This is a genomic window from Serinicoccus hydrothermalis (genome assembly GCF_001685415.1).
In the GTDB taxonomy this organism is placed as follows: domain Bacteria; phylum Actinomycetota; class Actinomycetes; order Actinomycetales; family Dermatophilaceae; genus Ornithinicoccus; species Ornithinicoccus hydrothermalis.
Map to the genome: position 1 here is coordinate 376,719 of NZ_CP014989.1, position 25,727 is coordinate 402,445.

Here is a 25,727-nt window from a genome sequence, read left to right on the forward strand (position 1 = left end):
TACCTGACATCACGACGACAAGGAGCACACGATGACCGACTCCCCCTTCGGCCGCGTCCAGAAGGCCAAGCCCGAGATCGAGTTCCCCGGCGAGGAGCCGCCCACCGAGCTCGTGATCGAGGACCTCGAGGTCGGCAAGGGCGCCGAGGCGACCGCGGGGTCGACGATCTCCGCGCACTACGTCGGCGTCTCCTGGTCCACCGGTGAGGAGTTCGACGCCTCGTGGAACCGCGGCGAGCCGCTCACCTTCCGGGCCGGCGTCGGCCAGGTCATCCAGGGGTGGGACCAGGGCCTGCTCGGGATGAAGGTCGGAGGCCGCCGCAAGATCATCATCCCGCCGCACCTGGGGTATGGCGACCGTGGCGCGGGCGGTGCGATCAAGGGGGGCGAGACGCTCATCTTCGTCGTCGACCTCATGGACGTGCGCTGAGCCGCTCCCGGTCGCGCTCCAGCCGGGTCATGACCGGGGTGACCAGCACCCCGTGGACGACCACGGAGAGCACCACGGTGAAGACACAGGTGGACCAGAGCCACCGCTCGCCGGTCCAGCTCGCCTCGGACAGGGCATACGCGAGGTAGTAGAGCGTCCCCACGCCCCGGATGCCGAAGAAGGCGGTGATCGCCCGCTCGCGCCCGGCGAGCGGGCGGTGCGCCTCGTCGGCCAGGCGCCAGCGGCCCACGGCCAGCGCCACCCAGCCGGAGACCGGACGGACGACCGCCACGAGGGCGACCCCCACGAGCACGCCGCGCCAGTCCAGGTCCTCCAGCGCACCGTCGGTGAGGGCGATGCCGACGAAGAGCAGCACCACCAGGGTGAGCACCCGTTCCAGCCGCTCGATGACTCCGTGCATGTGCTCGTGGAACTCGTGCCGACGAGCCTGCGAACGGATCGTCATCGCGCAGACGAAGACCGCCAGGAAGCCGTAGCCCTGCGCCACCTCGGCGACCCCGTAGGCCAGCAGCATGGCCGCCAGCGCCAGCAGCGCCTCGCCCTGCTCGGCCAGGCGCAGCACCTGCCGGCGCGAGCGGAACGCGACGTGGGCGAGGAGCCAGCCCACGGCCAGCCCCACGACGAGCCCGATGACGATCCTGCCGACCAGGTCCCAGGCCAGCCAGCGCCACCCCCACGCCGTGACGGGTCCGAGGGTGGCCAGGAAGATCGCGGCGTAGACGAAAGGGAAGGCCAGCGCGTCGTTGAGCCCGGCCTCGGAGGTCAGGGCGAAGCGCACCTCGTCGTCGTCGACGATCTCGTCCTCACCGAGCTCCTCGGCGAGGACGTCGTCACCGTCCTCGTCGCGCTCGTCCTCACCCCTGTGCCGGGTGGCGGGCCCCGCGACCTGCACGTCGCTGGCCAGCACCGGGTCGGTCGGCGAGAGCACGGCCCCGAGGAGCAGCGCCTGCGCGGCACCCAGCCCGAGCCCCCACCACCCGAGCAGGAAGACCCCGGCGATGGTGAGCGGCATCGCGATCCCGAGCAGCGTCCAGGTGGCCTTCCACGTCCGCCACGACGCCCGGTTGCGCCAGGACAGCGGCCGGTCCAGCGCCAGGCCCACGCCCATGAGCGCGACCAGGACGGTGAACTCGGTCACGTGCTCGATGGTCTCCCGCTGGTTCGTCGGGTCGAAGGCGAACTGCGAGCCGACCGGCAGCAGCCCGACGAGCGCGCCGACCACGATGAGGATGACCGGAGCGGACAGCCAGGCGCGGGTGAGCAGGCTGGGGAGGGCGACGGCGACGAGGAGCACGGCGCCGCCGAGCAGGAAGACCAGGTCCGAGGTCATCCCCGGGCGTCCGCCGCTGCGGGCCGACCGGACTGGAGCCCGACCTCGGCGAGGTATGCGGTGCGGTCCGGGGCGTCCATGACGCTCACCCTAGGTCGTGGCGAGCCGGGCGGCGTGGCGACCGGCCACCGCGGCGGCCAGGAAGCCCGCGACGTCCTCGTCCAGCCCGCGGCCCATGGTGGACAGCGTCACCGGTGTGTCCCGGAGTGCCGGGAGGAGGTCCTCGGTGCCCACCTCGACCAGCCTGAGGTGGGGCGCGCCGGCGACCAGGTCGCGGGCCTGTTCCTGCACCTGCCGCAGGCAGGCGGTGACGGCATCGGGGGAGCCCTGAGCTGCGTCCGGGACCGGGAGGTCGGCGGGATGGCTCAGCACCCGGCCGAAGGCGGTGACGCTGTGGTGCGACAGGCCGCGGTGGCGCTCGCGGGCGTCCGCCTGCGACACGCGGAGCCCGGCCACCGGTCGCCCGCCCAGCACCGCGGCCGCGTTGAGCGCCTCGCCGGAGGCCACCCCCGAGAAGCCCCACCGGGTGTCGGTGCCGAGGTTGCCCGGGCCCTGGACGACCACGGCGACGTCGGCTTGCACCACGTGCCGGGCGGCGAGCAGCGCGGTGTGCACGGTGACCGCCTCCAGGTCGCCCCCGAAGGCCTGCCCGGCGGTGATCGTCGCGGCGAGCCAGCCGGCCTCCCGGAGCCCGGCCACCGTTCGCGACCAGGCCAAGGGCAGGGCGCCCCCGTCGGTCATGACGTAGGCCACCCGGGCGTCCGGGGCCTGCTCGCGGACCCCGGCGACCACCGCGGGCAGGGCGGAGTGCAGGTCGGTGGCGACCACGGGCATACCGTCGAGGTCGTCGGCGGCGGCCAGGATGGCGTGGTGCTCGCCCTCCGGGTCGTCCACGCCGAGGACCATCGCCTGCAGCGGCGTGTAGCGGGCCTTGACCAGGTGCCCGGGAACGTCCTGCTGCCGCCCCGCGTCAGGCCAGGCGTCCGGGCGGTCCGGGAGTGCGACGACGAGGGCATACCCGCCGGTGCCGAGGCCCCGCTCGAGCGCGGTGACGTTGAGCAGCACCCGGTCCCCGACCGCGGGGGTGCCGACGAGCGCGGGGTAGGCCAGGGCCGGCACCGTCGCGCCGGGACCGACGTCGACCGCGACGACCACCACCCCGTCCCAGCCGGGCAGCAGCTCGCGTACCTGCCCCTCGCGCCACGTGATCACGACAGGGAGCCTATAGATCCGCAGCGACGTCGCCGCCGGACGGTAGCCTTGCCGATCATGGCGAAGAAGGCGAGCACGGGGGTCAGCCCTGCCACGGCCAAGACCGAACGCCTGCTCAACCTGGTCATCGCCCTGCTCCACACGAGGCAGCCGCTGTCCAAGGCCAAGCTGCGCCAGGCGGTGCCGGACTACGCCGCGGGCAGCGTCGAGGCCTTCGAGCGCATGTTCGAGCGGGACAAGGACGAGCTGCGGGCCCTGGGCATACCCCTGCGGACCGAGCCGATCGACGCCTTCTTCGACGACGAGCCGGGCTACCGCATCGACCAGCGGGAGTATGCCCTGCCCGAGATCGACTTCGCCCCGGACGAGCTCGCGGTGCTCGGGCTGGCGGCCCGCTCGTGGAGCCAGGCCAGCCTCGCCGGACCGGCCGCCCAGGCGCTGCGCAAGCTGGACGCGGCCGGCGTCGTGCGCGACGAGTCCTCCGTCGCCGGGATCGAGCCGCTGCTGCACACCCCCGACCCGGCCTTCGAGCCGGTGCGGGACGCGGTCCTCACCCGCACCCCGCTCACCTTCGACTACCGCGGGGGCAGCGGTGACCTGGCGCACCGCCGGGTGCAGCCGTGGGGGCTGACCAGCTGGCACGGCCGGTGGTACCTCACCGGCCACGACCTGGACCGGGAGGCGCCCCGGGTCTTCCGGCTGGACCGCGTCGTCGGCACCCCGCAGGGCGCCGGCCGGGCGGGGGAGTATGCCGTGCCCGAGGACCTCGACACCCTCGCGATGATCCGGCGCAGCGCCGGTGAGGAACCGCCGACGGACCGGACGGCGCGGCTGCTCCTGCGCGACGGGACGGCGGCCTCGCTGCGTCGTCGGGCCACCCCCGTGACCGGCTCGGACGCGCCCGAGGGCTGGCGCCTGCTGGACGTTCCGGCGGACTCGCTCCCGCGGCTGGCGCGCGAGGTCTGCGCCGCGGGCGCGGACGTCCGGGTGGTGGACCCGCCCGAGCTCGCGGAGCTCGTCGCGGAGCGGCTCCGCGCCGTGGTCGCCTCGCACGGGGGAGGGGAAGGCTGATGCCCACCTACGAGAGCGCGACCTCCCGGGTCTCCCGGATGCTGACCATGGTCCCGTGGCTGGTGCACCGGCAGGGGATCGACCTGGCGACCGCGGCGACCGAGCTCGGCGTCTCGGAGGACCAGGTGGTCGAGGACCTGCAGGTGCTCTTCCTCTGCGGGCTGCCGGGGCACTACCCGGACGACCTCATCGAGGCCTCCTGGGAGGGCGGCCGGGTCTTCGTGGGCAACGCCGACACCATCGCCCGGCCGTTGCGGCTGGGGCGGGACGAGGCGCTGGCCCTCATCGTCGCGCTGCGCGCCCTGGCGGCCACCCCGGGTCTGGCCGAGCGGGACGCCATCGACCGGGCACTGGCCAAACTGGAGGGCGCGGCCGGGGACGGCGTCGAGGGTGCCGCCCAGGTGCAGGTGGCCCTGGAGCAGCCGGCGGACGACGAGCTCGCCGGACGGGTCCGCACCGGGCTGGCCGAGCGTCGGCGTCTGCACCTGCGCTACACCTCCGCCAGCCGCGACGAGACGACCGAGCGCGACGTCGACCCGCTGCGGGTGCTCTCGGTCGACGGCCGGTGGTACCTCGAGGGGTGGTGCCACCGCGCCCGCGACCTCCGCCTGTTCCGGCTCGACCGGATCGAGTCGGTCGACCTCCTCGACGAGCCCGCGACCCCGCCGGAGGAGCTGCCCGCCCGGCCCGTCGGGAGCGGGGTCTACCGCCCCGACCCCCACGACGAGACCGTCACCCTGGACCTCGCCCCGGGATCGGCCTGGGTGGCCGAGCAGATCCCGGCCGAGGAGGTCGAGCAGCGCGAGGACGGCTCGGTGCGGATGAGCCTGCGCGTGGCCGACCCGCGCTGGCTGGTCCGGCTCGTCCTGCGCGAGGGCGGCGCGATCCGCGTCGTCGAGCCGGCGAGCATGGTCACCGCCGTGCGGGAGGCCGCTGCGGCCGGGCTCGCCGACCGGAGCGACGACGGGGCCGGGCGTTAGACTGGAGTGGTAACGCGCCCGTGGCCCCGGCCGCGGCACCTGAACCGAGAGCGAGCACCCACCCATGCGACTCCAGGCCTGGCACATCGTCGTCCTCGTCGTGGCCTTCCTCCTGCTCTTCGGGTGGAAGAACCTGCCCAACATGGCCCGATCTATGGGTGAGTCCATGCGTGTCTTCAAGTCCGAGGTGGACCAGATGAAGGACGAGGGGGAGGCCCGCAAGACCGAGAAGGACGCCGAGCGCCCCGCTCTGGACGACCGCAAGAGCCACGACGCCGACACCGCGCGCTCCGAGTACGACGCGATGAAGCGTCGCGAGGGCGGCGACGGCCCGGGCGCCTGACCGGCCTCCCCACCCGTCGACGCCGTGGCCCGCACCCCCCGCACCCGCCGCCGCCGGTTGAAGGACCCCGAGGGGCGGATGTCCCTGGGCGCGCACTTCCGTGAGCTGCGCAACCGGCTGACGATCAGCGTCCTCGCGGTGCTCGTCGGCGCCGTCGTCGGCTGGATCTTCTACGACCCGGTCATCGACTTCATCTCCGCGCCGGTGGAGGCGGTCCGCGACAGCGAGGGCGACCGCATCGTCAGCCTCAACTTCGCCGGTGTCACCGACGCCTTCGCCATGCAGGTCAAGGTCGCCCTCTTCGTCGGCATCGCGCTGGCCAGCCCGGTCTGGATCTGGCAGATCTGGGCCTTCCTGCTCCCCGGCCTCACCCGCCCGGAGAAGCGCATCGCCCTGTCCTACTTCTTCGTCTCGATCCCGCTGTTCTTCGCCGGTGCGTCGCTGGCCGGGTTCACCTTCCCCCGCCTCTACGCCATCCTGCTCGAGTTCGCGCCCGACGGCTTCAGCAACATCCAGAACGCCAGCGCCTACCTCACCCTCGTCCTCTACTTCTGCCTGGCCTTCGGGCTCGCCTTCCTCCTGCCCGTCGTCCTCATCGCGCTCAACCAGATCGGCATCCTGCCCGCCCCCCTCATGCTCAAGGGCTGGCGCCTCACCCTCTTCGGCATCCTCGTCTTCTCCGCCTTCATGACGCCCGACCCGAGCGCGGTGAGCATGCTGCTCATGGCTGCGCCCGTCTTCGCGCTCTACTGGTGCGCGGTCGCCTTCGCCTTCGCGCTCGACCGGCGCCGCGCGAAGAAGGACCCGGACCGGTATGCCGGGCTGTCGCCGGACGAGGCCACCCCCCTGTCATGAGGTATGCCCTCGCCCACGGCCGACGCTCCGGCCGGCGGGGCGGCGCGGCGGTGGGGGAGCAGGCGGTGCGTCGGCTGCGGGACGCCGGGCACGAGGTGGTCGAGGTCGTGGGCGACACGCTGGACCAGGTCCGGGCGGCCTGCGGAGCCCTCGTCGCGGACGGGGTCGACGTGCTGGCGGTCGCCGGGGGCGACGGTCTGGTGAGCCTGGGCACCGATCTGTGCGCGGGCACCGGCACCGCGCTCGGCATCCTTCCCGCGGGCACGGGCAACGACAACGCCCGCAGCCTGGGGCTCCCGCGGGACCCGGCCGCCGCGGTCGAGGTGCTGCTGACCGGCACCCCGAGGGCGGTGGACACCCTTCACGTCCGTGAGCTGGACCGCCGCGTCCTCGGGTCGGTCTGCTGCGCGCTGGACGCCCGGATCAACGACCGAGCCAACAGGTGGCCGCGCTGGGTCGGGCCGGGCGGCTACACCCTCTCGGCCTTGGTCGAGATCGCCCTGCTGCGCCGGCAACCACCCTTGCACTACCGGCTCGAGGTCGACGGCCGTCCCACCGAGCTGGACGCCCTCGTCGTCGTCGCGGCCACCATGCCCTACCTCGGGGGCGGGCTCCCGCTGGCCCCCGACGCCGACCCGGCCGACGGCCTGCTGGACCTCGTCGTCGTCACCCCGGTCGCGCCGCGCGAGGCGGTGGGGCTGCTGCGCGCGATCCGGGCGGGACGGCATACCTCGCACCACGCCGTCCACCTGACCCGGGCGCGGGAGGTGGTGGTCCACGGACCGCCCGACATCACCGCCCACGGCGACGGCGAGCCGCTGGGGCCGCTGCCGCTGGACGTGCGGGTCGACGCCGCGAGCCTGCGGGTGCTCACCACCGGCTGACGTAGCCTGGGGGATATGTCCACCCCCGCGGAGCGATATGCCGCCTCGCGCGCCCGCCAGAGGTGGGAGTCCACCCCGGCGGGTCGCTTCACCGGCACCCTGGGCTTCGCGCTCGACCCCTTCCAGCTGGAGGCGATCGAGGCGGTGCAGGGCGGCGCGGGGGTGCTCGTCGCCGCCCCGACCGGGGCCGGCAAGACGGTCGTCGGCGAGTTCGCCGTGGCGCTGGCGCTGGAGACCGGCCGCAAGGCGTTCTACACCACCCCGATCAAGGCGCTGTCCAACCAGAAGTACCACGACCTCGTCGCGCGCCACGGCGCCGACAACGTCGGGCTGCTCACCGGCGACTCCTCGATCAACGGGGAGGCACCTGTGGTCGTCATGACCACCGAGGTCCTGCGCAACATGATGTATGCCTCCTCGCCCACCCTGGACGGGCTCGGCTTCGTCGTCATGGACGAGGTGCACTACCTGGCCGACCGGTGGCGCGGCGCCGTGTGGGAGGAGGTCATCATCCACCTGCCCGAGTCGGTGCAGGTGATCTCGCTGTCGGCGACGGTGAGCAACGCCGAGGAGTTCGGCGACTGGCTGCGGCAGGTCCGCGGCCGCGGCGACGCCGGGTCGCTGCGCGTCATCGTCTCCGAGCACCGGCCGGTGCCACTGTGGCAGCACATGATGGTCGGGCAGCGGATGTACGACCTCTTCGTCACCGACGGCACCCGCGCCCCCTCGGGCGCCGACGGCACCACCCGGGTCAACCCCGAGCTGCTCCAGGCGATCTCCGCCGCCGAGCGCTCCTCCCGCTCCGAGGGCGGGTGGCGGCGCGAGGACGCGGGCGGACCGCGTGGGCGCCGCGGCGACCGGCGTGGCGGTCGCGGTGGCCGGGACGACCGGCGAGGCGCCCGACACCACGGCCGGGACCAGCGCCCCGCGGAGCGCGGGCGGCGCGACGACGGCGCGCGGGCCTACAGCGGTGGGGACGCCGGCTTCGCCCGGGGCTCCCTGCCCGGCGGCGTCGCGAGCCGTACCCAGGTCATCGACCGGCTCGACCGCGAGGCGCTGCTGCCCGCGATCACCTTCATCTTCAGCCGCGCGGGGTGCGACGCCGCGGTGCAGCAGCTCCTCGGGCGCGGCACCCGGCTCATCCCGGAGGAGCAGGGCCAGACGATCCGCGCCCTCGTGGCCGAACGGGTGGCGGAGGTCGACCCCGCGGACCTCGGCGTGCTGGGCTACCACGACTTCGTCGAAGGGCTCTCGCGGGGCTACGCCGCACACCACGCCGGCATGCTGCCGCTCTTCCGGGAGATCGTCGAGGAGCTCTTCACCGCGGGCCAGGTGCGCTCGGTCTTCGCCACCGAGACCCTCGCGCTCGGCATCAACATGCCCGCGCGCACGGTCGTGCTGGAGAAGCTGGTGAAGTTCAACGGCGAGGAGCACGCCCCGGTGACGCCGGCGGAGTACACCCAGCTCACCGGGCGGGCCGGGCGCCGCGGCATCGACGTCGAGGGCCACGCGGTCGTCCTGTGGCGGCGCGGCGTGGACCCCATGGACGTCGCCGGACTCGCCTCCACCCGCACCTATCCGCTGCGCAGCTCCTTCCGCCCCAGCTCCAACATGGCGGTCAACCTCGTGGCGCAGTACGGCCGCGAGCGCGCGCACGAGCTGCTGCAGTCCAGCTTCGCGCAGTTCCAGGCGGACCGCTCCGTCGTGGGGCTGACGACCCAGGTGCGGCACAACCTCGAGGCGCTGGAGGGGTATGCCGCGTCGATGGTCTGCGACCGCGGTGACTTCCGGGAGTACGGCCGGCTGCGGCACGAGCTGTCCGAGCTGGAGAAGAAGGCCGCGGGGACCCGGCAGGCGCAGCGGCGCAGCCACATCGGTGAGGCGCTGGAGACCCTCGAGCCGGGGCAGGTGGTCCAGCTCGACGGCGGGCGGCACGGCACGATGGCAGTCGTCGTCAAGGGCGCCCGCGGCCGCTCGGCGGGGCCCGAGCCCACCGTGGTCACCTCGCACGGGCGGGTGCAGCGGCTGACTGTCGCGGGTTTCCGCGACGTGCCCGAGGTCATCGGCAGCCTCAAGATCCCCTCGCACTTCACCGAGCGCAGCCCCAAGGCGCGCAAGGACCTCGCCGCGGCGCTGCGCAGCACCGTCCGGGAGCCGATCCCCGGCCGACGGGGGCGCGATGAGCAGGCATCGGGCATACCGGCGGGGGTGGAGACGCAGGTCGAGGACCTGCGCGCCCGGCTGGCGGCGCACCCGTGCCACAGCTGTCCGGAGCGGGAGGACCACGCGCGCTGGGCCGCGCGCTGGTGGAAGCTGCGCAAGGAGACCGACGACCTGCAGCGCCGCGTGTCGCACCGGACCGGCACCCTCGCCGCGACCTTCGAGCGGATCTGCGACCTGCTGTCGGAGGCCGGCTACCTCAGCGAGGACGGCCAGGAGGTGACGCCGGAGGGGCAGCGGCTGCGGCGGATCTACACCGAGCTGGACCTCGTGGTCGCCGAGGCGCTGCGGCGCGGCACCTGGCGCCGGCTGACGCCCGCCGACCTGGCCTCGGTCGTGTCCGCGCTCGTGCACGAGGCGCGCAAGGACGACCCGGGCGACCCGCCGACGCCCAGCGTCGAGGTTGCCGAGGCGCTCGGGGAGATGCAGGCCATCTGGACGCAGGTGCAGCAGGCCAAGCTCGCGCACAACCTCACCGGTGACCGCGAGATGGACCCGGGCATCACCTGGATGGTGCACCGCTGGGCCTCCGGCCGGGGGCTGGAGGAGGTGCTGCGCTCCGGCGACCTGTCCGCCGGCGACTTCGTGCGCCGCGCCAAGCAGGTCGTGGACCTCCTCGGCCAGATCGCGCAGGCCGCCGACGAGGAGGTCGCCGCCACCGCGCGCCGCGCCTCCTCGGCGATGCTCCGCGGCGTCGTCGCCGCCGACCGGCTCGACTGACCGCGGCTCCCCACCCGGGGAGGATCGGTGCAACCGCACCCGGGCTCACCGGCTGAGCGGGCATACCCGGGGAGGATCGGTCCAGCCGCACCCAACCTCACCGGCGAGGCGGCACGAGCGGGTATACCCGGGGAGGATCGGTGCAACCGCACCCGGGCTCACCGGCTGAGCGGGTATACCCCGGGGAGGATCGGTCCAGCCGCACCTGGGCTCACCGGCGAGGAGGCACGAGCGGGCGCGTAGGGTGGCGATCATGACCGAGATCGTCGTCTGCTCCCCGCTCCGCACCCCCGTCGGGGGATTCCTCGGCAGCATGGCGAGCCTGTCCGCCGCCGACCTCGGCACCCAGCTGCTCACGGTCCTGCTCGAGCGGACCGGGCTGCAGGACGGCGACGTGGACGACGTCATCCTCGGCAACGCCAACCCCTCGGGCGAGATCCCCGCCCTCGGCCGCATCGTCGCGCTCAACGCGGGGCTGGACTCGGCGCCCGGTATGCAGCTGGACCGGCGCTGCGGGTCCGGCCTGCAGGCGGTGCTCACCGCGGCGTCGCAGATCGCGACCGGCGGCAGCAGGCTCGTCGTGGCCGGAGGAGCGGAGTCGATGAGCAGCGTCGAGCACTACGCCCTGCTCCGCCAGGGGGTCCGCGCGGGCGTCGAGCTGGCCGACCGGCTCGCGCGGGCACGCTCGACCGCCGGCGGTGAGCACCACCCGATCCCCGGGGGCATGATCGAGACGGCGGAGAACCTGCGGCGGGACTACGCGATCACGCGCGAGGCGCAGGACGAGCTGGCCGTGCGCTCGCACCAGCGCGCCGCGGCGGCCCAGCGGGAGGGCCGGTTCGAGGCCGAGCTGGTCCCGGTCGAGGTGCCGGGCCGCAAGGGCGTCACCGTGGTCGACACCGACGAGCACGTGCGCCCCGACACCGATCAGGAGACGCTGGCCGGCCTCCGCCCGATCATGGGTCGTCAGGACCCCGAGGCCACGGTCACCGCCGGCAACGCCAGCGGCCAGAACGACGCCGCCGCTCTCTGCGTCGTCACCACCGCGGACCGGGCCGAGGAGCTCGGGCTGACGCCGATGCTGGCCCTGCGCTCGTGGGGAGTCGCCGGGGTGGCGCCCGAGACGATGGGGATCGGACCGGTCCCGGCCTCCGCGGCAGCCCTCGAGCGCGCCGGGCTCACGTTGGCGGACATGGACCTCATCGAGCTCAACGAGGCCTTCGCGGCGCAGGCGCTCGCCGTGCTCCGGGAGTGGGACATGTCGGACAGCGACCAGTGGGAGCGGCTCAACGTCAACGGGTCCGGGATCTCCCTGGGGCACCCGGTCGGTGCGACCGGGGCCCGCATCCTGGCGACGCTCGCGCACGAGCTGCAGCTCCGGGAGGGGCGGTATGCCCTGGAGACGATGTGCATCGGGGGCGGGCAGGGCCTGGCCGCGGTCTTCGAGCGGGTCAGCTGAGCCGCTCGCGGCGTCCGTCGCCACGCACGAGCAGGCCGACCCCGCCGGCCCCGAGGGCCAGCAGCACGGAGGCCAGGACGTCGCTGGGCCGGTGGTACCCGAGCATGACCACCAGCGCGCCCATCCAGGTGGTCAGCGCGACCCCGAGCACGACCGCCACCGGCAGCCATCGACGCGGCACGACCAGCAGCAGCGCGAGCGCCAGTGCCGCTGCCGCCCCGGTGTGACCGCTCGGCAGCGAGTTGGCCATCACCCACGGGTCGGCCAGCTGCGGGCGCGGCAGCACCGCCTTGAGCACCTGGGTCGCGCCGACGAGCAGGGGCACCGAGACGAGCACGGCCAGCCCCGCGCGCACCCGGCCCAGCATCCCGAGCAAGCCGGCCCCGAGCGCCAGGGCGAGGAGCAGGTAGGGGTCCGGCAGCGCGGCGTCGAGCGCCTCGTGCTGGGCACCGGTCGTCGTCAGGGCGTCCATGACCGCGGTGTCGACACGCTGGCCGGAGGTGGTCAGGACGGCGACGGCATACAGCAGCACGAAGCCGACCCCGGCGCCCACGACGAGCAGCCAGGGCAGCCAGGACCCGGTCCTCGCGGGGGGCCGCGTGGACGGTCCGCCCGAGAGAGCCATGGCCGTGGTCATGCCCTCCAGGCTAGGTGTGGCACCTGTGGACGCGCTGTGCCGAGGCTGTCTAGGGAGTGATCGCGAGCGCCGCCAGGAGCCGACCCACGGGGTTGCTGAGGTCGTAGGTCTCGACCAGCTGCTGCAGGGTGCCGGGGTCGGCGATCTCGCGGGGCAGGGTGAGGGGCACGTCGGGCACGGGCGCGTCGTGGGCGACGAGGACCACCTTGGGGGCCACGTCGAGGTAGCCGGCGCCGGCCTCGAGGTTGGTGCGCCGCGCACCCTTGATCGCGGGGTCGCCGCTGTCGACCGCCTCGCGCAGGGCGGCGAGCGTGCCGTACTGCTCGATGAGTGCCGCGGCGGTCTTCTCGCCGATGCCCTTGACCCCGGGCAGCCCGTCGGAGGTGTCGCCGCGCAGCATCGACATCTCGGCGTATGCCTGGCCGGTGGGGACGGCATACCGCGACCGCAGGTCGGCCTGGTGGATCTCCTCGGCGTCGCGCACCCCTTGCTTGGCGGTGTAGACGACCGTGACCCCGGCCTCGTCGTCGACGAGCTGGAAGAGGTCGCGGTCGCCGGTGACCACCCCGACCGGGAGCCTGCCACGGTGCCGCGCGGTGAGCGTGCCGATGACATCGTCCGCCTCGTAGCCGTCCGCGCCGAGGATCGGGATGCCGACGGCGTCCAGCACCCGCCGGATGATGGGCACCTGGACCTTGAGCTCAGGTGGAGCCTCCTCCTTCTCCTCCGAACCCTCGACCAGACGATGAGACTTGTAGGAGGGGATCGCCTCGACCCGGAAGTCCGGCCGCCAGTCGTTGTCCCAGCAGCACACGAGATGGGTGGGGGAGAAGCGCCCCACCAGCGTGGCGATCATGTCCACCAGCCCGCGGACCGCGTTGGTGGGCGTCCCGTCCGGCGCCGCGCGCAGGTCCTTCACCCCGAAGTAGGCCCGGAAGTAGAGCGAGGCGGTGTCGAGCAGGAGCAGCTGGGGCGGGGCGACGTCCGAGGTGCCGGCAGGAGCGGTCATGCGCCTCACCCTAGTGTCCCTGGGTTAGCGTGAGGTATGCCTCGACGCCTCGCCCTGAGCCTGCTGCTCGGGGGCCTCGTGGTCTCGGCGTGGGTGCTCTTCGGGCCGCTCTGGGACTCCGCCGAGGGGGAGAACCCGCTCACCCGGCCTCCCGGTCCGGACTTCGGCGCGGTGCTCCGCCTGGCGCTGCCGACGCTGGCCGTGTCGGCGCTGGTCGGGGTGCTCCTGCTGCTCCCGGCACGGGAGGGCCGCGACGCGGACGGGAACGGCGACGGCGCGGCGCACGCTCCGGCTCCCGGTGGGCGGGGCCGCCCGCACTAGGCTGACCGGCATGGAGCCGCTGGATCGCCACATCGTCACCGTCCTGGCGCAGGACGGGCGCATCAGCTTCGCCGACCTCGGGCGCCGGGTGGGACTGTCCACCTCGGCCGTGCACCAGCGGGTCAAGCGGCTGGAGGAGCGGGGCATCATCACCGGCTACCGCGCCGTCGTCGACTACGCCTCGGTCGGACTGCCGCTCACCGCGCTCATGTCGGTCACGCCCTTCGATCCCGCCGACGACGACGACATCCCCGAGCGGCTGGCGCACATCGAGGAGATCGTCGCGTGCTGGTCGGTCGCCGGCGACGAGAACTACGTGCTCCTCATCCGGGTGCCGCGCCCGCAGGACCTCGAGGAGCTGCTGGGGCGGATCCGGCAGGAGGGCTCCTGCTCGACCAACACCACGATCGTGCTCTCCACCCCCTGGGAGGACCGCCTCGGCAGCCTCCCCGTCGAGACCCCGGCCACCCCCTCCTGACCGTCGCCTCCCACCGAGCCGCCAGGCCCGGTGGTCAGCCGCGCCGGGCGATCGGTGCGGTCGTGCCGCCGGTCACGGCGAGGAGGTCCGCGGGGCTGAGCTCGAGGTCGAGGCCGCGGCGGCCCCCGCTGACCAGGATCGTCTCCCGGTCGGCCGCCGAGACGTCGAGCACCGTGGGGAGGGCGCGCTTCTGCCCGACCGGGCTGATGCCGCCGACGACATAACCGGTCACCCGCTCCGCGCTCGCCGGGTCGGCCATGGTGACCTTCTTGAGCCCGAGGGCAACGGCGATCGCCTTGAGGTCGAGCGACCCGTCCACCGGCACGATGCCGACGGCCAGACCACCCTGACCCTCGACCAGCAGCGTCTTGAAAACCGCGGCCGGGTCCACCCCGAGCGCCTGCGCCGCCTCCGTCCCGTAGGAGGACGCGGCCGGGTCGTGCTCGTAGGCGCGCACGGCATACCGGATCCCTGCCCGGTCCAGCGCCACCGTGGCCGGGGTCCCGCCCGACCTGCTCTTCCTCGTCACGCGGTCAGGGTATGCCCGCCGCCGGGTCGGGCGTCCGGTGGCTCAGGCGAGCTGGTCGACCGAAGCCCGGCGCGAGGCCGCCGCGGCCGCCACGGCCTTCTCCTCCTGGCCCGCCTCGTCGGTGCCGTGCACCTCCGCGGCCTGCTGCCGCCACCACTCCTGGCCGCTCGCGGGCAGGGTGTCGATCGGGTCGTAGTAGACGTACTCCGCGCTGGTCACGTCGACGTCCTCGCCCTCGATCGAGGTGCGGTAGTTCTTGCGCCAGTAGGAGATGCCGCGCTCGGTGTCGTAGGTGTCGACCTGGTGCACCCAGCGCTTGCCGACGAAAGGCACGTCACAGACGATGCGCGGCGTCGCGAAGCCCGGCAGGTAGCCCAGCATCGAGTGCTGCAGGTGCTGGGCGTGCGCGAGCGAGACCCGCCAGTGCTCGCTGAACGGGATCATGTCGCACATGTAGAAGTAGTAGGGCGTGATCATGGCCTCGTCCGCCATCGCGAAGCAGAGGTCCAGCAGCTGGGGGGAGGTGTCGTTGACGCCACGCATGAGCACACCCTGGTTGCGGACGTCGCGGATGCCGGCCTCGAGCATCGCCTTGCTCGCCTGCGCGACGAGCGGGGTGACCGACTGCGCGGCGTTGACGTGGGTGTGGATCGCCAGGCCGACGCCGCGCTCGCGGGCCTTGCGCGCCACCCGGCCGACGCCCTCGACGGTGTCCGGCGCGAGCCAGTGCTGCGGCATACCCATGAGCGCCTTGGTCGCCAGCCGCACGTCGCGGATGTTGTCGATGTCCAGCAGCTGGTCCAGCCACGCCTCGAGGTTCTTCCACGGCATGTTGGCGACGTCGCCGCCGGAGACGACCACGTCGCGCACGCCGGGGGTGGCGCGCAGGTAGTCCAGGATCGCGGTGTGCCGGTCCACCGGCTTGCCGGCGAGCTTGAGCTTGGTGACCGTGGGGGTGGAGTTGCCGACGAGGTCCATCCGGGTGCAGTGGCCGCAGTACTGCGGGCAGGTCGGCAGCATCTCCGCCAGCACCTTGGTGGGGTAGCGGTGGGTCAGCCCCTCGGCGACCCACATGTCGTGCTCGTGCAGGCTGTCGCGGGTGGCGTAGGGGTGGCTCGACCAGTCGGTGCGGCGGTCGGAGAAGACGGGGAGCATGTAGCGGCGCACCGGGTCGGCGAGGAAGGCCTCGGTGAACTCCACCCCGGCGGCCGGCATCCGCCCGTCGGCCCAGGTGATCTCGCTGACCATGGTGTTGAGCATCTGCGGGGGCAGCAGCATGGACATCGTGGCCCGCTGCGTCTGGTCCTGCTCGAGGTCGGCGTAGAAGACCTCGGTCAGCAGGTCGCCCATGACGGTGCGCAGCTGGCCGATGTTCTTCACGCAGTTGACCCGCTGCCACTGCACGTCCGCCCACTGCTGCGCGGTGACGTCCTTCCACCCGGGGAAGCGGGTCCAGTCGGGTTCCACCAGCTCGCGGCGTCGGTAGACGTAGGGCTGCTCGATCTGTGCGCTCATACCGCTCATGCTACGGATCATTTCCGGCGAAAGCGAGAACTGACAGGACATCATTTTGCCAACGGCTCATTTCACCGGACGATGTATGCGTCGGGCCACCCGCGGCGGTCTGCGGCGCCCGTGGACCACCGACCGGGACGTCGGGTCGGCGTGTCGCGACCGACACGCCGACGATCGATGAGAGGGCCGCCGCGACAGGCCGTTCGGGACGCCCGGCTGACCTGCTCCGTTGCACAAATCTGCAGGTCAGCGCTGTGTTGACACGGCCGATGAGGACGCCTACGTTCGGACGCGTCCTCTGGGGCGCTGCGGCGCTCGACGGGGGAGCCAGGACCCCGAGCACCGAGTAGACAACGGGATCGTGCGGGCCGCCAGCCGCGCACGGACCGGCCCCAAAGGTGCCGGGGTCCGGCCATGTCCGCACCCGGCCACCCGTAGGCTGGCCGGGTGCGCTGGCCGATCCGACTCCTGCTCGCGGCGCTCGGCGGGGTGGCGCTCTACCTCGCCTTCCCGAGCCACGACATCTGGCCGCTGGCCCTCGTGGGCTGCGGCGCCCTGGCGCTGGCGACGGCCGGGGCGAGCGTCCGGGTCGGCCTCGCGGCCGGTCTCCTCCTGGGCCTGACCTGGTACACCCCCATGTTCGTCTGGGCCAGCACGTATGCCGGATCCCTCCCGTGGCTCGCCATGAGCGCCGCCTCCGCGCTCTACCCCGCCGCCCTGGGCGGCCTGCTCGCCCTGCTCCAGCGCGACGGGCGCGTGCGCCCGGTCGTGGGGGCCGCCGCCTGGGTGCTCATGGAGTATGCCCGGTCGGTCACCCCCTTCGGCGGCTTCCCGTGGGCACGCCTCGGCTTCAGCCAGGCGGACAGCCCGCAGCTCGGCGTGGTGGCCCTGGTCTCCGTCGCGGGCCTGGGCTTCGCCGTCGCCCTCACCGGCGGGCTCCTGGCCCTCGCGCTGCAGCTGCTGGCCGGCCGTCCGCGGCGCCGCCCCGCCCTCGCCGCCGTGCTGGCGGTGCTGGCCGCAGGCCTGGTCCTCGCGCCCTCTGCCCTGCCGCGCCCGGTCGAGGGCGACCCCGTGCAGGTGGCCGCGGTCCAGGGGGACCTGCCGCCGGACTTCACGCGCACCCTCACCGCGGAGCGCGGCACCATGCTCGAGCGCTACACGAGCATGACCGAGCAGCTCGCCGAGGACGTCGCCGACGGCACCGCGCCCGCACCGGACCTCGTCCTGTGGCCCGAGGGGGCCAGCGACCTCGACCCGTTAGCACCCGGCAGCCGCGAGGAGGCGGTGGCCCGGATGAGGCCCGGGGTGGAGGCCCTGGACGCCCCCGTCGTCCTCGGCGCCACGAGCTACGGCACCGGCGACGCGCCGCGCAACATGGTGCTCGAGCTCCAGCCCGGGCAGGGCGTGGACGACACCTACCAGAAGATCTACCTCGCGCCCTTCGGGGAGCGTATGCCGCTGCGGCCGGTGATGCGCCACCTCTCGGACTGGGTGGACCGGATCCCGGACTGGGAGGCGGGCACCGAGCCGGGCGTCATGGACGTCGCCCTGGCGGACGGACGCGAGGTGCGGCTGGGACTGGGCATCTGCTTCGAGGTCGTCGTCGACACGGCCGTGCGCGACGTCGTCGCCGGGGGAGCCGAGCTGCTCGTCGTCCCCACGAGCAACGCCTGGTTCGGGGAGGGTGACGAGGCGGCCCAGCACATCGCCGCCTCCCGGGTGCGGGCCGTCGAGTACGGCCGCTCGGTGGTCCACATCAGCAACGTCGGCATCTCCGGGCTCATCTCCCCGGACGGCACGGTGCACGAGCGGACCGGGCTGTTCACCCAGGCACTGCTCGAGGGGCAGCTGCCGTTGCGCTCCGCATCCACGCCGGCGGAGACGACCGGGCCCTGGGTGGTGCCGGCCGCCGCCGCTGTGGTCCTCGTGGCGCTGCTGGGCCTGGTGGTCCGCCGGCCCCGGTCGGGCTCCTAGGCTGGCCCGGTGACCTCCCGTGGCCCGCTGCACCGTGTGTGCGTCTGCATCCCCACCTACCAGGAGCGCGACTCGCTGCCCGGCGTGGTGCGACGCCTGCGCACCGCGGTGCCCCTCGCCGACGTGCTCGTCATCGACGACAACAGCCCGGACGGCACCGGGGCACTCGCCGAGGAGCTGGGCGCCGCCGACCCGCAGGTCCGCGTGCTGCACCGGCAGGCCAAGGAAGGCCTGGGGCCGGCCTACCTCGCCGGCTTCGCGTGGGCGGCCGACCACGGCTACGACGCAGTGGTGGAGATGGACGCCGACGGCTCGCACCGGCCCGAGGAGCTGCCCGCGCTGCTCGCGGCGGCCGGCGACGGCGAGGGTGCCGACCTGGTCATCGGGTCCCGCTGGGTGGACGGCGGCTCGGTCCACCGCTGGCCACTGCACCGCAAGGGGCTGTCGGTCGGCGCCAACACCTACGTGCGGCTCGCCCTCGGCATACCGGTCCGGGACGCGACCGCCGGGTTCCGCGTCTACCGGCTCCCGCAGCTCGCGTCCCTGCTCGCGACACCGGTCGCCTCGCAGGGCTACTGCTTCCAGGTCGACCTCACCCTCCGTGCCGTCGACGCGGGCCTGACGGTCCGAGAGGTCCCCATCGCCTTCGTCGAGCGGGCCGAGGGCGCCTCCAAGATGACCGACGCGATCGTGCGGGAGGCCGTGGTCCGGGTCGGTCGGTGGGCGTGGGAGCGGCGCACGCGCCAGGTCCGGGAACACCTCGTGCGTCGCGACCGTTCTCGTTGGCACCACCTCGAGGAGGCCACGTGAGCTCGATGTCCGGACCCCCGCAGCAGGCGCGGCGCCGTCGACCGGTCCTGCGCTGGATCCTGCTGGCGCTCGTCCTGCTCCCGATCATCGAGATCGCCGTGCTCATCATGGTCGGCCGGGCGGTCGGCCTCTGGTGGACCCTCGCGCTCATCATCGTCGTCGCGGTCGCCGGCACCTGGCTGGCCCGACGGGAGAGCAGCCGCACCTATCGCGAGCTGCAGCAGGCGCTCAACTCCGGGCGTATGCCCGCGGACCAGGTGACCGACGCCATCCTGCTGACCGTCGGCGGACTGCTCCTGCTGCTCCCGGGCTTCGTCAGCGACGTCATCGCCCTCGTCCTCATCCTGCCCTTCACCCGGCCCCTGGCGCGCCGCCTGCTGCAGGCCGTCGTCGCGAGCCGGGCGCTGGCCACCGTGGGCGGATCTCCCGCCGCGAGCGCCGGCCGGTCCCGGCGCGCGCCGGGCGCGGGCACCGTGATCGACGGCGAGATCGTCGACGAGCAGCCGCCCCCGTGGCAGCAGGAGCGCCCGCCGCAGATCGATCGGTGACGGTTCACCGATTGGCCCTCACGACCTGGTCGGCGGTAAACTGGTCTGCCGGGCCGCCGGGCACCGATGCACCGCATATGTGGTCGCGTCCGTGCGGCGGGGAACACGGGGCGAGCAGAAGGCGTTGGAACGCCTGAGACACTGCGCGCCGTGCCGGACCGCGTCGACGGATCCCCCGACCAGGCGAGACCGACCGAGCACGCGTGTCGTCACGACACGATGGGAGTGGAACACACATGGCAGAGAGGTCCCTTCGCGGCACCAACCTGAGCTGGCTGTCCTTCGAGAGCGACGAGGGCGTCACCTTCAGCGACCGTGAGATCAGTCGCTACGTCTGCCCGGACGGGCACGTCAGCGAGCTGCCCTTCTCCGTCGAGGCCGAGATCCCCCCGATCTGGGAGTGCCGGTGCGGGCTGGACGCCAAGCTGGAGAACGGGCCCGAGCCGGAGCTGAAGGCCACCAAGCCGCAGCGCACCCACTGGGACATGCTGCTGGAGCGCCGCTCCATCCCCGAGCTCGAGGAGCTCCTGGAGGAGCGCCTGGGCCTGCTGCGCGAGATGCGCGGGGAGAAGCCGCGGCGCAAGCGCACGGCCTGAGGCATACCTCACGACCCGGACGGGGCGTGGCACGCGAGCAGCGTGCCGCGCCCCGTTCTCGTGCCCGGAGCGGTATGCCTCACACGATGCGCGGCTGCTCGTTGCCGGCCATCTCGATCCCGCGCCGCATGTTGACCCGGGTGAGGATGATCCCCCCGAGGACGAAGAAGGCGATGGTCACCAGGATCGCCGGTCGGTAGGACCCGGTCAGCTGGTAGGTCAGGCCGAAGGCCAGGGTGCCGAACCAGCTCGTCCCGCGCTCCATCGCCTGGTAGAAGCTGAAGTACTCCGACTCCTTGCCCACCGGGACCAGCTGGGAGTAGAGCGAGCGGGACAGCGCCTGGGTGCCACCCATGACGGTGCCGATGAAGACGGCGCAGACCAGCCAGATCGTGAAGGCGCCCGTCGGCACGAAATAGGCGAAGGCCACGACGAGGGTCCACATCACCAGCCCGCCGAGCACGGTGCGCTTCGCGCCGACCCGCGCCGCGATCCAGCCGAACACCAGGGCGCCGCCGAAGGCGACGAACTGCACGAGCAGGATGGTGATGATGAGCTGGCTGGTGTCGAAGCCCAGCGCCTCGCTGCCGTAGAGGCTGGCGGAGGAGATGACCGTCTGGATGCCGTCGTTGAAGAACAGGTAGGCGAGCAGGAACAGCAGGGTGTGCGGGTATCCGCGCAGGTCGCCGAAGGTGTCCCGGAGCTGGGTGAGGGTGCCGCCCAGCACCCCGGCCGAGCGCTCCACCGGCGCGGCAGTCGTGCCCCGGATGCGGCGCAGCCCGATGACCGGGATGAGGGTGAACAGGCCCCACCACAGGCCGGCCGAGAGCAGGTTGAGCCGGACCGCCATGGTGTAGGAGATCCCGAGCGCCTCGTGCGCCTGCATGAGGCCGAGGTTGAGGGCGAGCAGGATGCCTCCGCCCAGGTAGCCCAGCGCCCAGGCGCGCGAGGAGACGCGGTCCCGGTCGTCGGGCGCCGCGACCCGCACGAGCAGCGCGTCGTAGACCACGGTCGAGGCACCCAGGCACAGGTTGGCCACGACCACGAGGAGCACGCCGAGCTGCCAGTTGCTGCCCTGCAGGAAGAACATCGAGGCCGCGGCGGCAGACCCCACCCAGGCCAGGCCGCCGAGCAGCCGGGTCGGGTGCGGGTGGCGGTCGGCGATGGCCCCGACGAAGAGCAGCACCACGGCCGACACCAGCGTCGCGACGGTGATGGTGTACGGCGCGACGGCACCGACGGCCACCGGCACCCCGAGGACGGAGAGCATCTGGTCGCACGTCTGCCCCTCGACGAGGTCGGGGCAGGCGTCGGCGCGGGCCAGCGCGGTGAGGTACGGCGCGATGAGCACGGTGCCGGTGGTGGTGACGTAGGCGGAGTTGGCCCAGTCGTACCACCCGAAGGCCCGCTGGTGGGCCCGGGTGCGTTCGGTCGCCGGATCGGCGCGCGGCACCGTGGGAGTGGTCATGGCGCACACGCTAGCGACCCCGGTCCTCGCCCGTGGGAGGCGCGACGTGGCCCTTCGGCTTGCACCACGACCCCGGCCGGGGAGAGGGTGAGGGTGTTGACCACGACGAAAGGAGCCGGCATGGGACTCGGCGACAAGATCTCGAACAAGGCCGAGGAGTCCCTCGGCAAGGCCAAGGAGGCGCTCGGCGGCGCCACCGACGACGAGCAGATGGAGGCCGAGGGCAAGGCGGACCAGACGAGCGCCAACGTCAAGCAGGCGGGCGAGAACGTCAAGGACGCCTGGAAGGACGCCTCCAAGTGATCCTCGCCGGACCGTGAGCGGTCCGGCCCCCTCACGACACCCTCGGACCTCTCGGTCCGGGGGTGTCGTGCGTCAGTGCGGCGGGCGGGTGTCCTCGTCCTCGTCCCGGTCCCGGCGCAGGATGGGGGAGAGGATGCGGTCGCGCAGCGAGGCCGCGAGCTCACCGGTGCGCCCCAGCATGGCGACCTGGGCGGCGCCGCGCTCGTCCTCGGCCTGGAGGTATGCCTGGCGGGCGCGCAGGGCGAACAGTGGGGCCGTGCTCTCGGCGAGCTCCGCGGCCGTGCGCCCCTGCGGTGTGACGTTGCGCAGGTCGTCCACGTGCAGCTGGCCGGTGCGCAGGTCGAGCTGCTCGCTGCCGTAGCGGACCAGCGTGAGGATGCTCGCGAGGACCGGGACCGCGAGGAAGGCGCCGAGCACGCCCCACAGCGTGCCGCCGGCGGCGACCCCGAGCAGCACGATCACCGGGTGCATGGACATGACGCGGCTGTGCATGAGGGGGGCGACGAAGGTGCTCTCCGCCTGCTGGACGGCGATGACGATGAGGATGACCCACAGCGCGGTCACCCAGCCGTTGGACACCAGCGCGACGAGGACGGCCAGGCCGCCCGCGACGAAGGCGCCGACGATGGGGATGAAGGACAGGAAGAAGGTGATGACCGCCAGCGCGAAGGCCAGGGGGACCCCGAGGAGCACGAGGCCGAGGCCGATGAAGGTCGCGTCGACGGCGGCGACGACGGCCTGGGCGCGCAGGAAGCCGCCGAGCGTGACCCAGACCCGGGCGAGGCCCTCGGTGAGGTAGAGCCCCGCGGTGCGTCCGACGGTCTTGCGCATCCAGGGCAGGAACCCGTGGCCGTCCTTGAGGAAGAAGAAGGTGAGGACCACGACGAGGACGGTCGTGACCATGATCGAGCCGACGGCGGTCAGCGTGGACAACGCTCCTTCGGCGAGGGTGCTCGCGCGCGACTGGAGCCAGTCCGTCGCCTGCTCCACGTAGGTGTCGAGCTGCTCGCTCTGCAGGTTCACCGGTGGGCCGGAGAGCCAGTCGAGGACGATGTCGGCACCGGTCTCGGCGCTGTTGGCGACCTGCCGCAGCTGGCTGGTGATCCCCGGCGCGATGGCGGCGATGACGCCGCTGAAGACGGCGAGGGCCGCGAGGAGCACCGCGGCGGCCGCCAGGCCCCCCGGCCACCGGTGCCGACGCAGCCACCGCACCGGCGGCCACAGCACCGAGCTGACGATGAGCGCCAGGATGATCGGCAGGACGCCGACCCACACGCGCCCGAGCCCGTAGAGGATGACGACCACGGCGGCGACGACGAGCAGGAAGCGCCAGGACCAGGCGGCCGCCCCGCGCAGCCCCTGCAGGATGAGGTCGCCGCGGTCCACCTCGGGACGCTCCGGCTCGCGCTCCGCGGCGGAGGCCATGGCCTCGGCGTTCTCGGAGGCGTCCCACGTCTGCTCCGGCGGCAGCTCGCCCTCGGGGGCCGGGCCCCCGCCCGCTGCGTGTCCCTCGTCGAGCGACGGGGCGTCGTCACCGCTGGAGTTGTCCTGCATGAGCCTCTTGGCCTCCGGGGTCAGCTGACGGGGTGGACGACGATCCTGCAGCCCAGCGTATGCGTCGTGCCCGGCGCGATCGTCGGGGCCAGGTCGGCGGTGGCCGCCGTCTCCACGCAGACGAACTCGCGCCACTCCTGCGCGCCGAGGTCGCTGAGGTCGGCGGCCTTCTCGTCGCCGGGGTTCCACACGACGGTCTGCGTGGCGCCCCGGGTGCTGAGGGCCAGGACGCGGCGCCCGTCGTGGACCTCCACGCGCGGCGCCCCGGGGGAGTCGACGACGAGGTCGGTCTCCCCGTCGAGGTGCACCGGGCCCTCCTGGCGGCGACGGCGTCCGGTCGTCTTGTCCAGGGCGTCCGCGCCGGACAACCCGTGCACCGTGGTGGTCGTGGCGTCGCCGACGGCGAGATAGGTGTGCAGCGCCATCTCCACGGTGAGCGGGTCCGCACCGGGGTTGTGCACCCTCAGGTCGAGGTCGAGGGCCGGCCCGTCGGCGCCGTCGAGGAGCGAGACGGCATACCTCACCCGGAACGGGCCGGTGAGGTGCTCCGCGCCCGGCTGCCCGGCCACGTCCTCGTCGCCGATCGTCCAGGCCCAGACCTCGCCGTCGGTCGGCGCTGCGCGCGTCCAGGTGGCCGTACGCAGCAGGCCGTGCGCGGGGGAGAGGTCCCCCGCGGGTCCGTCGGCGAACCACGGGAAGCACACCGGGACCCCGCCGCGGATGGACCGGCTGCCGTCCAGGACGGCCTCCTGGCTGCACCAGACCACGGGCTCGCCGCGCAGGTCCCAGGTGGCCAGGTGCGCCCCGTGGTCGTAGGCCACCAGGCGGGAGGTCCTGCTCTCGTGGGTGCGGGCGGGCAGGTTCGCGGGGGACGCTGACATGGGCTCCAGGCTACGTCGCAGACACCGACGGATGCCCGTCGATCGACCTGCCGCGGTGAGAGGCTGTCCCCATGCCGGGCACGGAGTGGATCAGCTGGCTGCGCTGCGTCGCGGTCTACGGCGTCGTGCTCATCCACACGGTCGGGGCCACCGCGACCGCGGCCGTCGAGGGGGACCCGGGTGTGCCGGCGGTGGACGGGTGGGTCGCGCGAGCGCTCGACCTGCCGCTGCTGTGGGTCGTCCCGGTCTTCGTCATGCTCTCCGGGGCCCTCGCGCTGGACCCGGCGCGCTTCCGCGGCTCGGGTGACTTCCTGCGTCGCCGGGCCGGGCGTCTCGTGCCGGCGCTGGTCGTGTGGAACCTCGTCTACATCGGCTACCTCAGCCTGACCCGCTCCGGGTGGTGGCCGGGACCGTCCGAGGCCCTGGCCCGGAGCCTGACCGGAGGGGTCGCGCCGCACCTCTACTTCTTCTGGATCGTGCTCGGCCTGTCGTTGCTCACCCCGTTGCTCGTGCCCTGGGTGGGTCGGACGGACCGGCGCGAGTGGGTCCTCGCCGGTGTGGTGGCCTGGTCGGTCCCCGTCCTGTCGCTGTGGCCGCTCGGGCCGGGCGGAGAGCCGGTCGGGGTCACGCACAGCGCCTGGACCTGGTGGCTTCCCTACTTCGGGGCCTACCTGCTGGGCTGGGCGCTGCGCGGGGTGGTGCTCCCGTCACGGTGGGTCCCCGTCCTCGTGCTCGCGGTGCTGGCCCTCTCCGCGCTGCTCACCTGGCAGTGGAAGAACCCGGCCGCACCGACCTGGCTCCAGGACTGGGCAGGGGCGCACTACTACTCCCCGACGGTCGCGGTCCTCTCGGTCTGCGTCTACCTCCTGGCGCAGGCTCTCGTCCGACCCGGCGGTGCCCTGTCCGTGCTCACGGCCCCGCGCGTCATGGCCGTCGTGGACCCGGTCGGCCGGGCCACGCTGGGGATCTTCGCGCTGCACTTCCTCGTCCTGCTCGTCGGCACCGACACCGGGCTGCTCGGACCACCGGTCGCGCCCTGGCCGGTGCTGCTGCTGCGCTTCCTCGCGGTCTGCGTGGTCACCACCCTCCTCGTGCTGGCCATGCAGCGCGTCCCGGTGCTGCGGCGCCTCTGCTGAGCGGTGGGGCCCCGCATCACTCAGCCTGCTTCCAGCGGGACGCCCCGGATCGAGCTGGCCTCGACGTCATACCTCGAGGCCGCGCCGGACCCGGTGCGGAAGAAGCGCCGCCGCAGGGCGCCCGTCACCTGCACGCCCGCGCCGTCGTCCAGCCGGAGTGCCGCCCCGCGCGCCCGGGCGCTCCAGCAGGTGACGTCGATGGTGTCCACCCGCTGCCGGGAGCCGGTCGCACCCCGGGATCGTGCCGCCGGACGGGGGATCACCACCCGCAGCTGCACCAGCACGTCACCGCTGGGCAGCTCCCGCTGCTCCGGTGCGCCGCTCACCCTGCCGGTGAGCCGCACCTCGTTGGCCGGTGCCGCCGTCGTCGTCGCCATGGACCCACCCTGCCGCCCGCACGGGCGGTGGGGGAGTGCCGCGCGCACATCTGTGGACGAGGCACC

26 protein-coding genes are annotated in these 25,727 nt (G+C 73.4%); 16 read left to right on the plus strand and 10 right to left on the minus strand.

Annotated elements, in window-relative coordinates:
• Positions 1-31: 31 nt before the first annotated feature.
• Positions 32-430: an FKBP-type peptidyl-prolyl cis-trans isomerase gene (locus tag SGUI_RS01735; RefSeq protein WP_066635495.1), complete on the plus strand. Its 399-nt coding sequence runs from the start codon at positions 32-34 to the stop codon at positions 428-430.
• Here the strand turns inward: SGUI_RS01735 and SGUI_RS01740 are convergent.
• The gene (locus tag SGUI_RS01740) at positions 414-1,781 is read right to left on the minus strand and encodes a cation:proton antiporter (protein ID WP_066635497.1); all 1,368 of its coding nucleotides are present in this window, start codon (positions 1,779-1,781) and stop codon (positions 414-416) included. The genes SGUI_RS01735 and SGUI_RS01740 overlap by 17 nt on opposite strands.
• 90 nt (positions 1,782-1,871) lie before the next feature.
• A complete protein-coding gene (locus tag SGUI_RS01745) occupies positions 1,872-2,993 on the minus strand; it encodes a DUF3866 family protein (protein WP_066635499.1) in 1,122 nt (373 codons plus the stop codon).
• Between the two features lie 57 nt (positions 2,994-3,050).
• Between SGUI_RS01745 and SGUI_RS01750 the strand changes: the two genes are divergently transcribed.
• The 7 genes from SGUI_RS01750 to SGUI_RS01780 all read left to right on the plus strand — a co-directional run bounded on the left by SGUI_RS01750 (position 3,051) and on the right by SGUI_RS01780 (position 11,525).
• Positions 3,051-4,064: a helix-turn-helix transcriptional regulator gene (locus SGUI_RS01750; RefSeq protein ID WP_066635501.1), complete on the plus strand. Its 1,014-nt coding sequence runs from the start codon at positions 3,051-3,053 to the stop codon at positions 4,062-4,064.
• Positions 4,064-5,044, plus strand: a complete 981-nt coding sequence (locus SGUI_RS01755; RefSeq protein ID WP_066635504.1) for a helix-turn-helix transcriptional regulator — start codon at positions 4,064-4,066, stop codon at positions 5,042-5,044. The genes SGUI_RS01750 and SGUI_RS01755 overlap by 1 nt, the downstream gene beginning before the upstream one ends.
• A gap of 64 nt (positions 5,045-5,108) precedes the next feature.
• Complete coding sequence (gene tatA, locus SGUI_RS01760) at positions 5,109-5,387, plus strand: Sec-independent protein translocase subunit TatA (protein WP_066635506.1); 279 nt, start codon at positions 5,109-5,111, stop codon at positions 5,385-5,387.
• Between the two features lie 24 nt (positions 5,388-5,411).
• Positions 5,412-6,242 carry a twin-arginine translocase subunit TatC gene (gene tatC / locus SGUI_RS01765; RefSeq protein ID WP_237141424.1) on the plus strand — a complete coding sequence of 277 codons (831 nt, stop codon included), beginning with the start codon at positions 5,412-5,414 and terminating at the stop codon, positions 6,240-6,242.
• Entirely contained in the window at positions 6,239-7,126 is an 888-nt protein-coding gene (locus tag SGUI_RS01770) for a diacylglycerol/lipid kinase family protein (RefSeq protein WP_066635511.1), read from the plus strand. Before tatC ends, SGUI_RS01770 begins: the two co-directional genes overlap by 4 nt.
• A 15-nt stretch (positions 7,127-7,141) precedes the next feature.
• The gene (locus SGUI_RS01775; protein ID WP_066635513.1) at positions 7,142-10,066 is read left to right on the plus strand and encodes a DEAD/DEAH box helicase; all 2,925 of its coding nucleotides are present in this window, start codon (positions 7,142-7,144) and stop codon (positions 10,064-10,066) included.
• A 253-nt stretch (positions 10,067-10,319) separates the two neighbouring features.
• The gene (locus SGUI_RS01780) at positions 10,320-11,525 is read left to right on the plus strand and encodes an acetyl-CoA C-acetyltransferase (protein ID WP_066642597.1); all 1,206 of its coding nucleotides are present in this window, start codon (positions 10,320-10,322) and stop codon (positions 11,523-11,525) included.
• Here the strand turns inward: SGUI_RS01780 and SGUI_RS01785 are convergent.
• On the minus strand, positions 11,518-12,162 hold the full coding sequence (locus SGUI_RS01785; RefSeq protein ID WP_066635516.1) for a phosphatase PAP2 family protein: 645 nt from the start codon (positions 12,160-12,162) through the stop codon (positions 11,518-11,520). The genes SGUI_RS01780 and SGUI_RS01785 overlap by 8 nt on opposite strands.
• 49 nt (positions 12,163-12,211) lie before the next feature.
• Complete coding sequence (locus tag SGUI_RS01790; protein ID WP_066635517.1) at positions 12,212-13,171, minus strand: 5'-3' exonuclease; 960 nt, start codon at positions 13,169-13,171, stop codon at positions 12,212-12,214.
• Between the two features lie 36 nt (positions 13,172-13,207).
• On the opposite strand from SGUI_RS01790, the gene SGUI_RS01795 reads away from it, so the two are divergent.
• Both SGUI_RS01795 and SGUI_RS01800 read left to right on the plus strand, forming a co-directional pair.
• Entirely contained in the window at positions 13,208-13,492 is a 285-nt protein-coding gene (locus SGUI_RS01795; RefSeq protein WP_066635518.1) for a hypothetical protein, read from the plus strand.
• A 10-nt stretch (positions 13,493-13,502) separates the two neighbouring features.
• Positions 13,503-13,970, plus strand: a complete 468-nt coding sequence (locus SGUI_RS01800; RefSeq protein ID WP_066635519.1) for an Lrp/AsnC family transcriptional regulator — start codon at positions 13,503-13,505, stop codon at positions 13,968-13,970.
• A gap of 34 nt (positions 13,971-14,004) precedes the next feature.
• On the opposite strand, the gene ybaK is transcribed toward SGUI_RS01800, so the two are convergent.
• Together ybaK and SGUI_RS01810 are read right to left on the minus strand one after the other, a co-directional pair.
• The gene (gene ybaK / locus SGUI_RS01805) at positions 14,005-14,499 is read right to left on the minus strand and encodes a Cys-tRNA(Pro) deacylase (RefSeq protein WP_066635521.1); all 495 of its coding nucleotides are present in this window, start codon (positions 14,497-14,499) and stop codon (positions 14,005-14,007) included.
• Between the two features lie 42 nt (positions 14,500-14,541).
• A complete protein-coding gene (locus tag SGUI_RS01810; RefSeq protein WP_066635523.1) occupies positions 14,542-16,014 on the minus strand; it encodes a KamA family radical SAM protein in 1,473 nt (490 codons plus the stop codon).
• Positions 16,015-16,461: 447 nt separating this feature from the next.
• Between SGUI_RS01810 and lnt the strand changes: the two genes are divergently transcribed.
• The 4 genes from lnt (at position 16,462) to SGUI_RS01830 (ending at position 19,942) form a co-directional block, all read left to right on the plus strand.
• The gene (gene lnt / locus SGUI_RS01815; RefSeq protein ID WP_066635525.1) at positions 16,462-17,988 is read left to right on the plus strand and encodes an apolipoprotein N-acyltransferase; all 1,527 of its coding nucleotides are present in this window, start codon (positions 16,462-16,464) and stop codon (positions 17,986-17,988) included.
• 9 nt (positions 17,989-17,997) lie between these two features.
• The gene (locus SGUI_RS01820; RefSeq protein ID WP_066635527.1) at positions 17,998-18,798 is read left to right on the plus strand and encodes a polyprenol monophosphomannose synthase; all 801 of its coding nucleotides are present in this window, start codon (positions 17,998-18,000) and stop codon (positions 18,796-18,798) included.
• Positions 18,799-18,803: 5 nt separating this feature from the next.
• Complete coding sequence (locus SGUI_RS01825; protein ID WP_066642599.1) at positions 18,804-19,346, plus strand: FxsA family protein; 543 nt, start codon at positions 18,804-18,806, stop codon at positions 19,344-19,346.
• Positions 19,347-19,582: 236 nt separating this feature from the next.
• Complete coding sequence (locus tag SGUI_RS01830) at positions 19,583-19,942, plus strand: RNA polymerase-binding protein RbpA (protein ID WP_066635528.1); 360 nt, start codon at positions 19,583-19,585, stop codon at positions 19,940-19,942.
• A 79-nt stretch (positions 19,943-20,021) separates the two neighbouring features.
• Here SGUI_RS01830 and SGUI_RS01835 read toward each other — a convergent pair whose 3' ends face one another.
• Positions 20,022-21,410: an MFS transporter gene (locus tag SGUI_RS01835; RefSeq protein WP_066635530.1), complete on the minus strand. Its 1,389-nt coding sequence runs from the start codon at positions 21,408-21,410 to the stop codon at positions 20,022-20,024.
• A 120-nt stretch (positions 21,411-21,530) separates the two neighbouring features.
• On the opposite strand from SGUI_RS01835, the gene SGUI_RS01840 reads away from it, so the two are divergent.
• Positions 21,531-21,713, plus strand: coding sequence for a CsbD family protein (locus tag SGUI_RS01840; protein WP_066635532.1), 183 nt, complete (start codon positions 21,531-21,533; stop codon positions 21,711-21,713).
• Positions 21,714-21,785: 72 nt separating this feature from the next.
• Here SGUI_RS01840 and SGUI_RS01845 read toward each other — a convergent pair whose 3' ends face one another.
• Positions 21,786-23,267, minus strand: a complete 1,482-nt coding sequence (locus SGUI_RS01845) for an AI-2E family transporter (protein ID WP_237141425.1) — start codon at positions 23,265-23,267, stop codon at positions 21,786-21,788.
• 20 nt (positions 23,268-23,287) lie between these two features.
• Positions 23,288-24,148, minus strand: a complete 861-nt coding sequence (locus SGUI_RS01850) for a D-hexose-6-phosphate mutarotase (RefSeq protein ID WP_066635534.1) — start codon at positions 24,146-24,148, stop codon at positions 23,288-23,290.
• A 71-nt stretch (positions 24,149-24,219) separates the two neighbouring features.
• On the opposite strand from SGUI_RS01850, the gene SGUI_RS01855 reads away from it, so the two are divergent.
• A complete protein-coding gene (locus tag SGUI_RS01855) occupies positions 24,220-25,284 on the plus strand; it encodes an acyltransferase (protein WP_066635536.1) in 1,065 nt (354 codons plus the stop codon).
• A 20-nt stretch (positions 25,285-25,304) separates the two neighbouring features.
• Here the strand turns inward: SGUI_RS01855 and SGUI_RS01860 are convergent, their stop codons facing one another.
• Positions 25,305-25,661 carry a single-stranded DNA-binding protein gene (locus SGUI_RS01860; protein ID WP_066635538.1) on the minus strand — a complete coding sequence of 119 codons (357 nt, stop codon included), beginning with the start codon at positions 25,659-25,661 and terminating at the stop codon, positions 25,305-25,307.
• Positions 25,662-25,727: the final 66 nt, after the last annotated feature.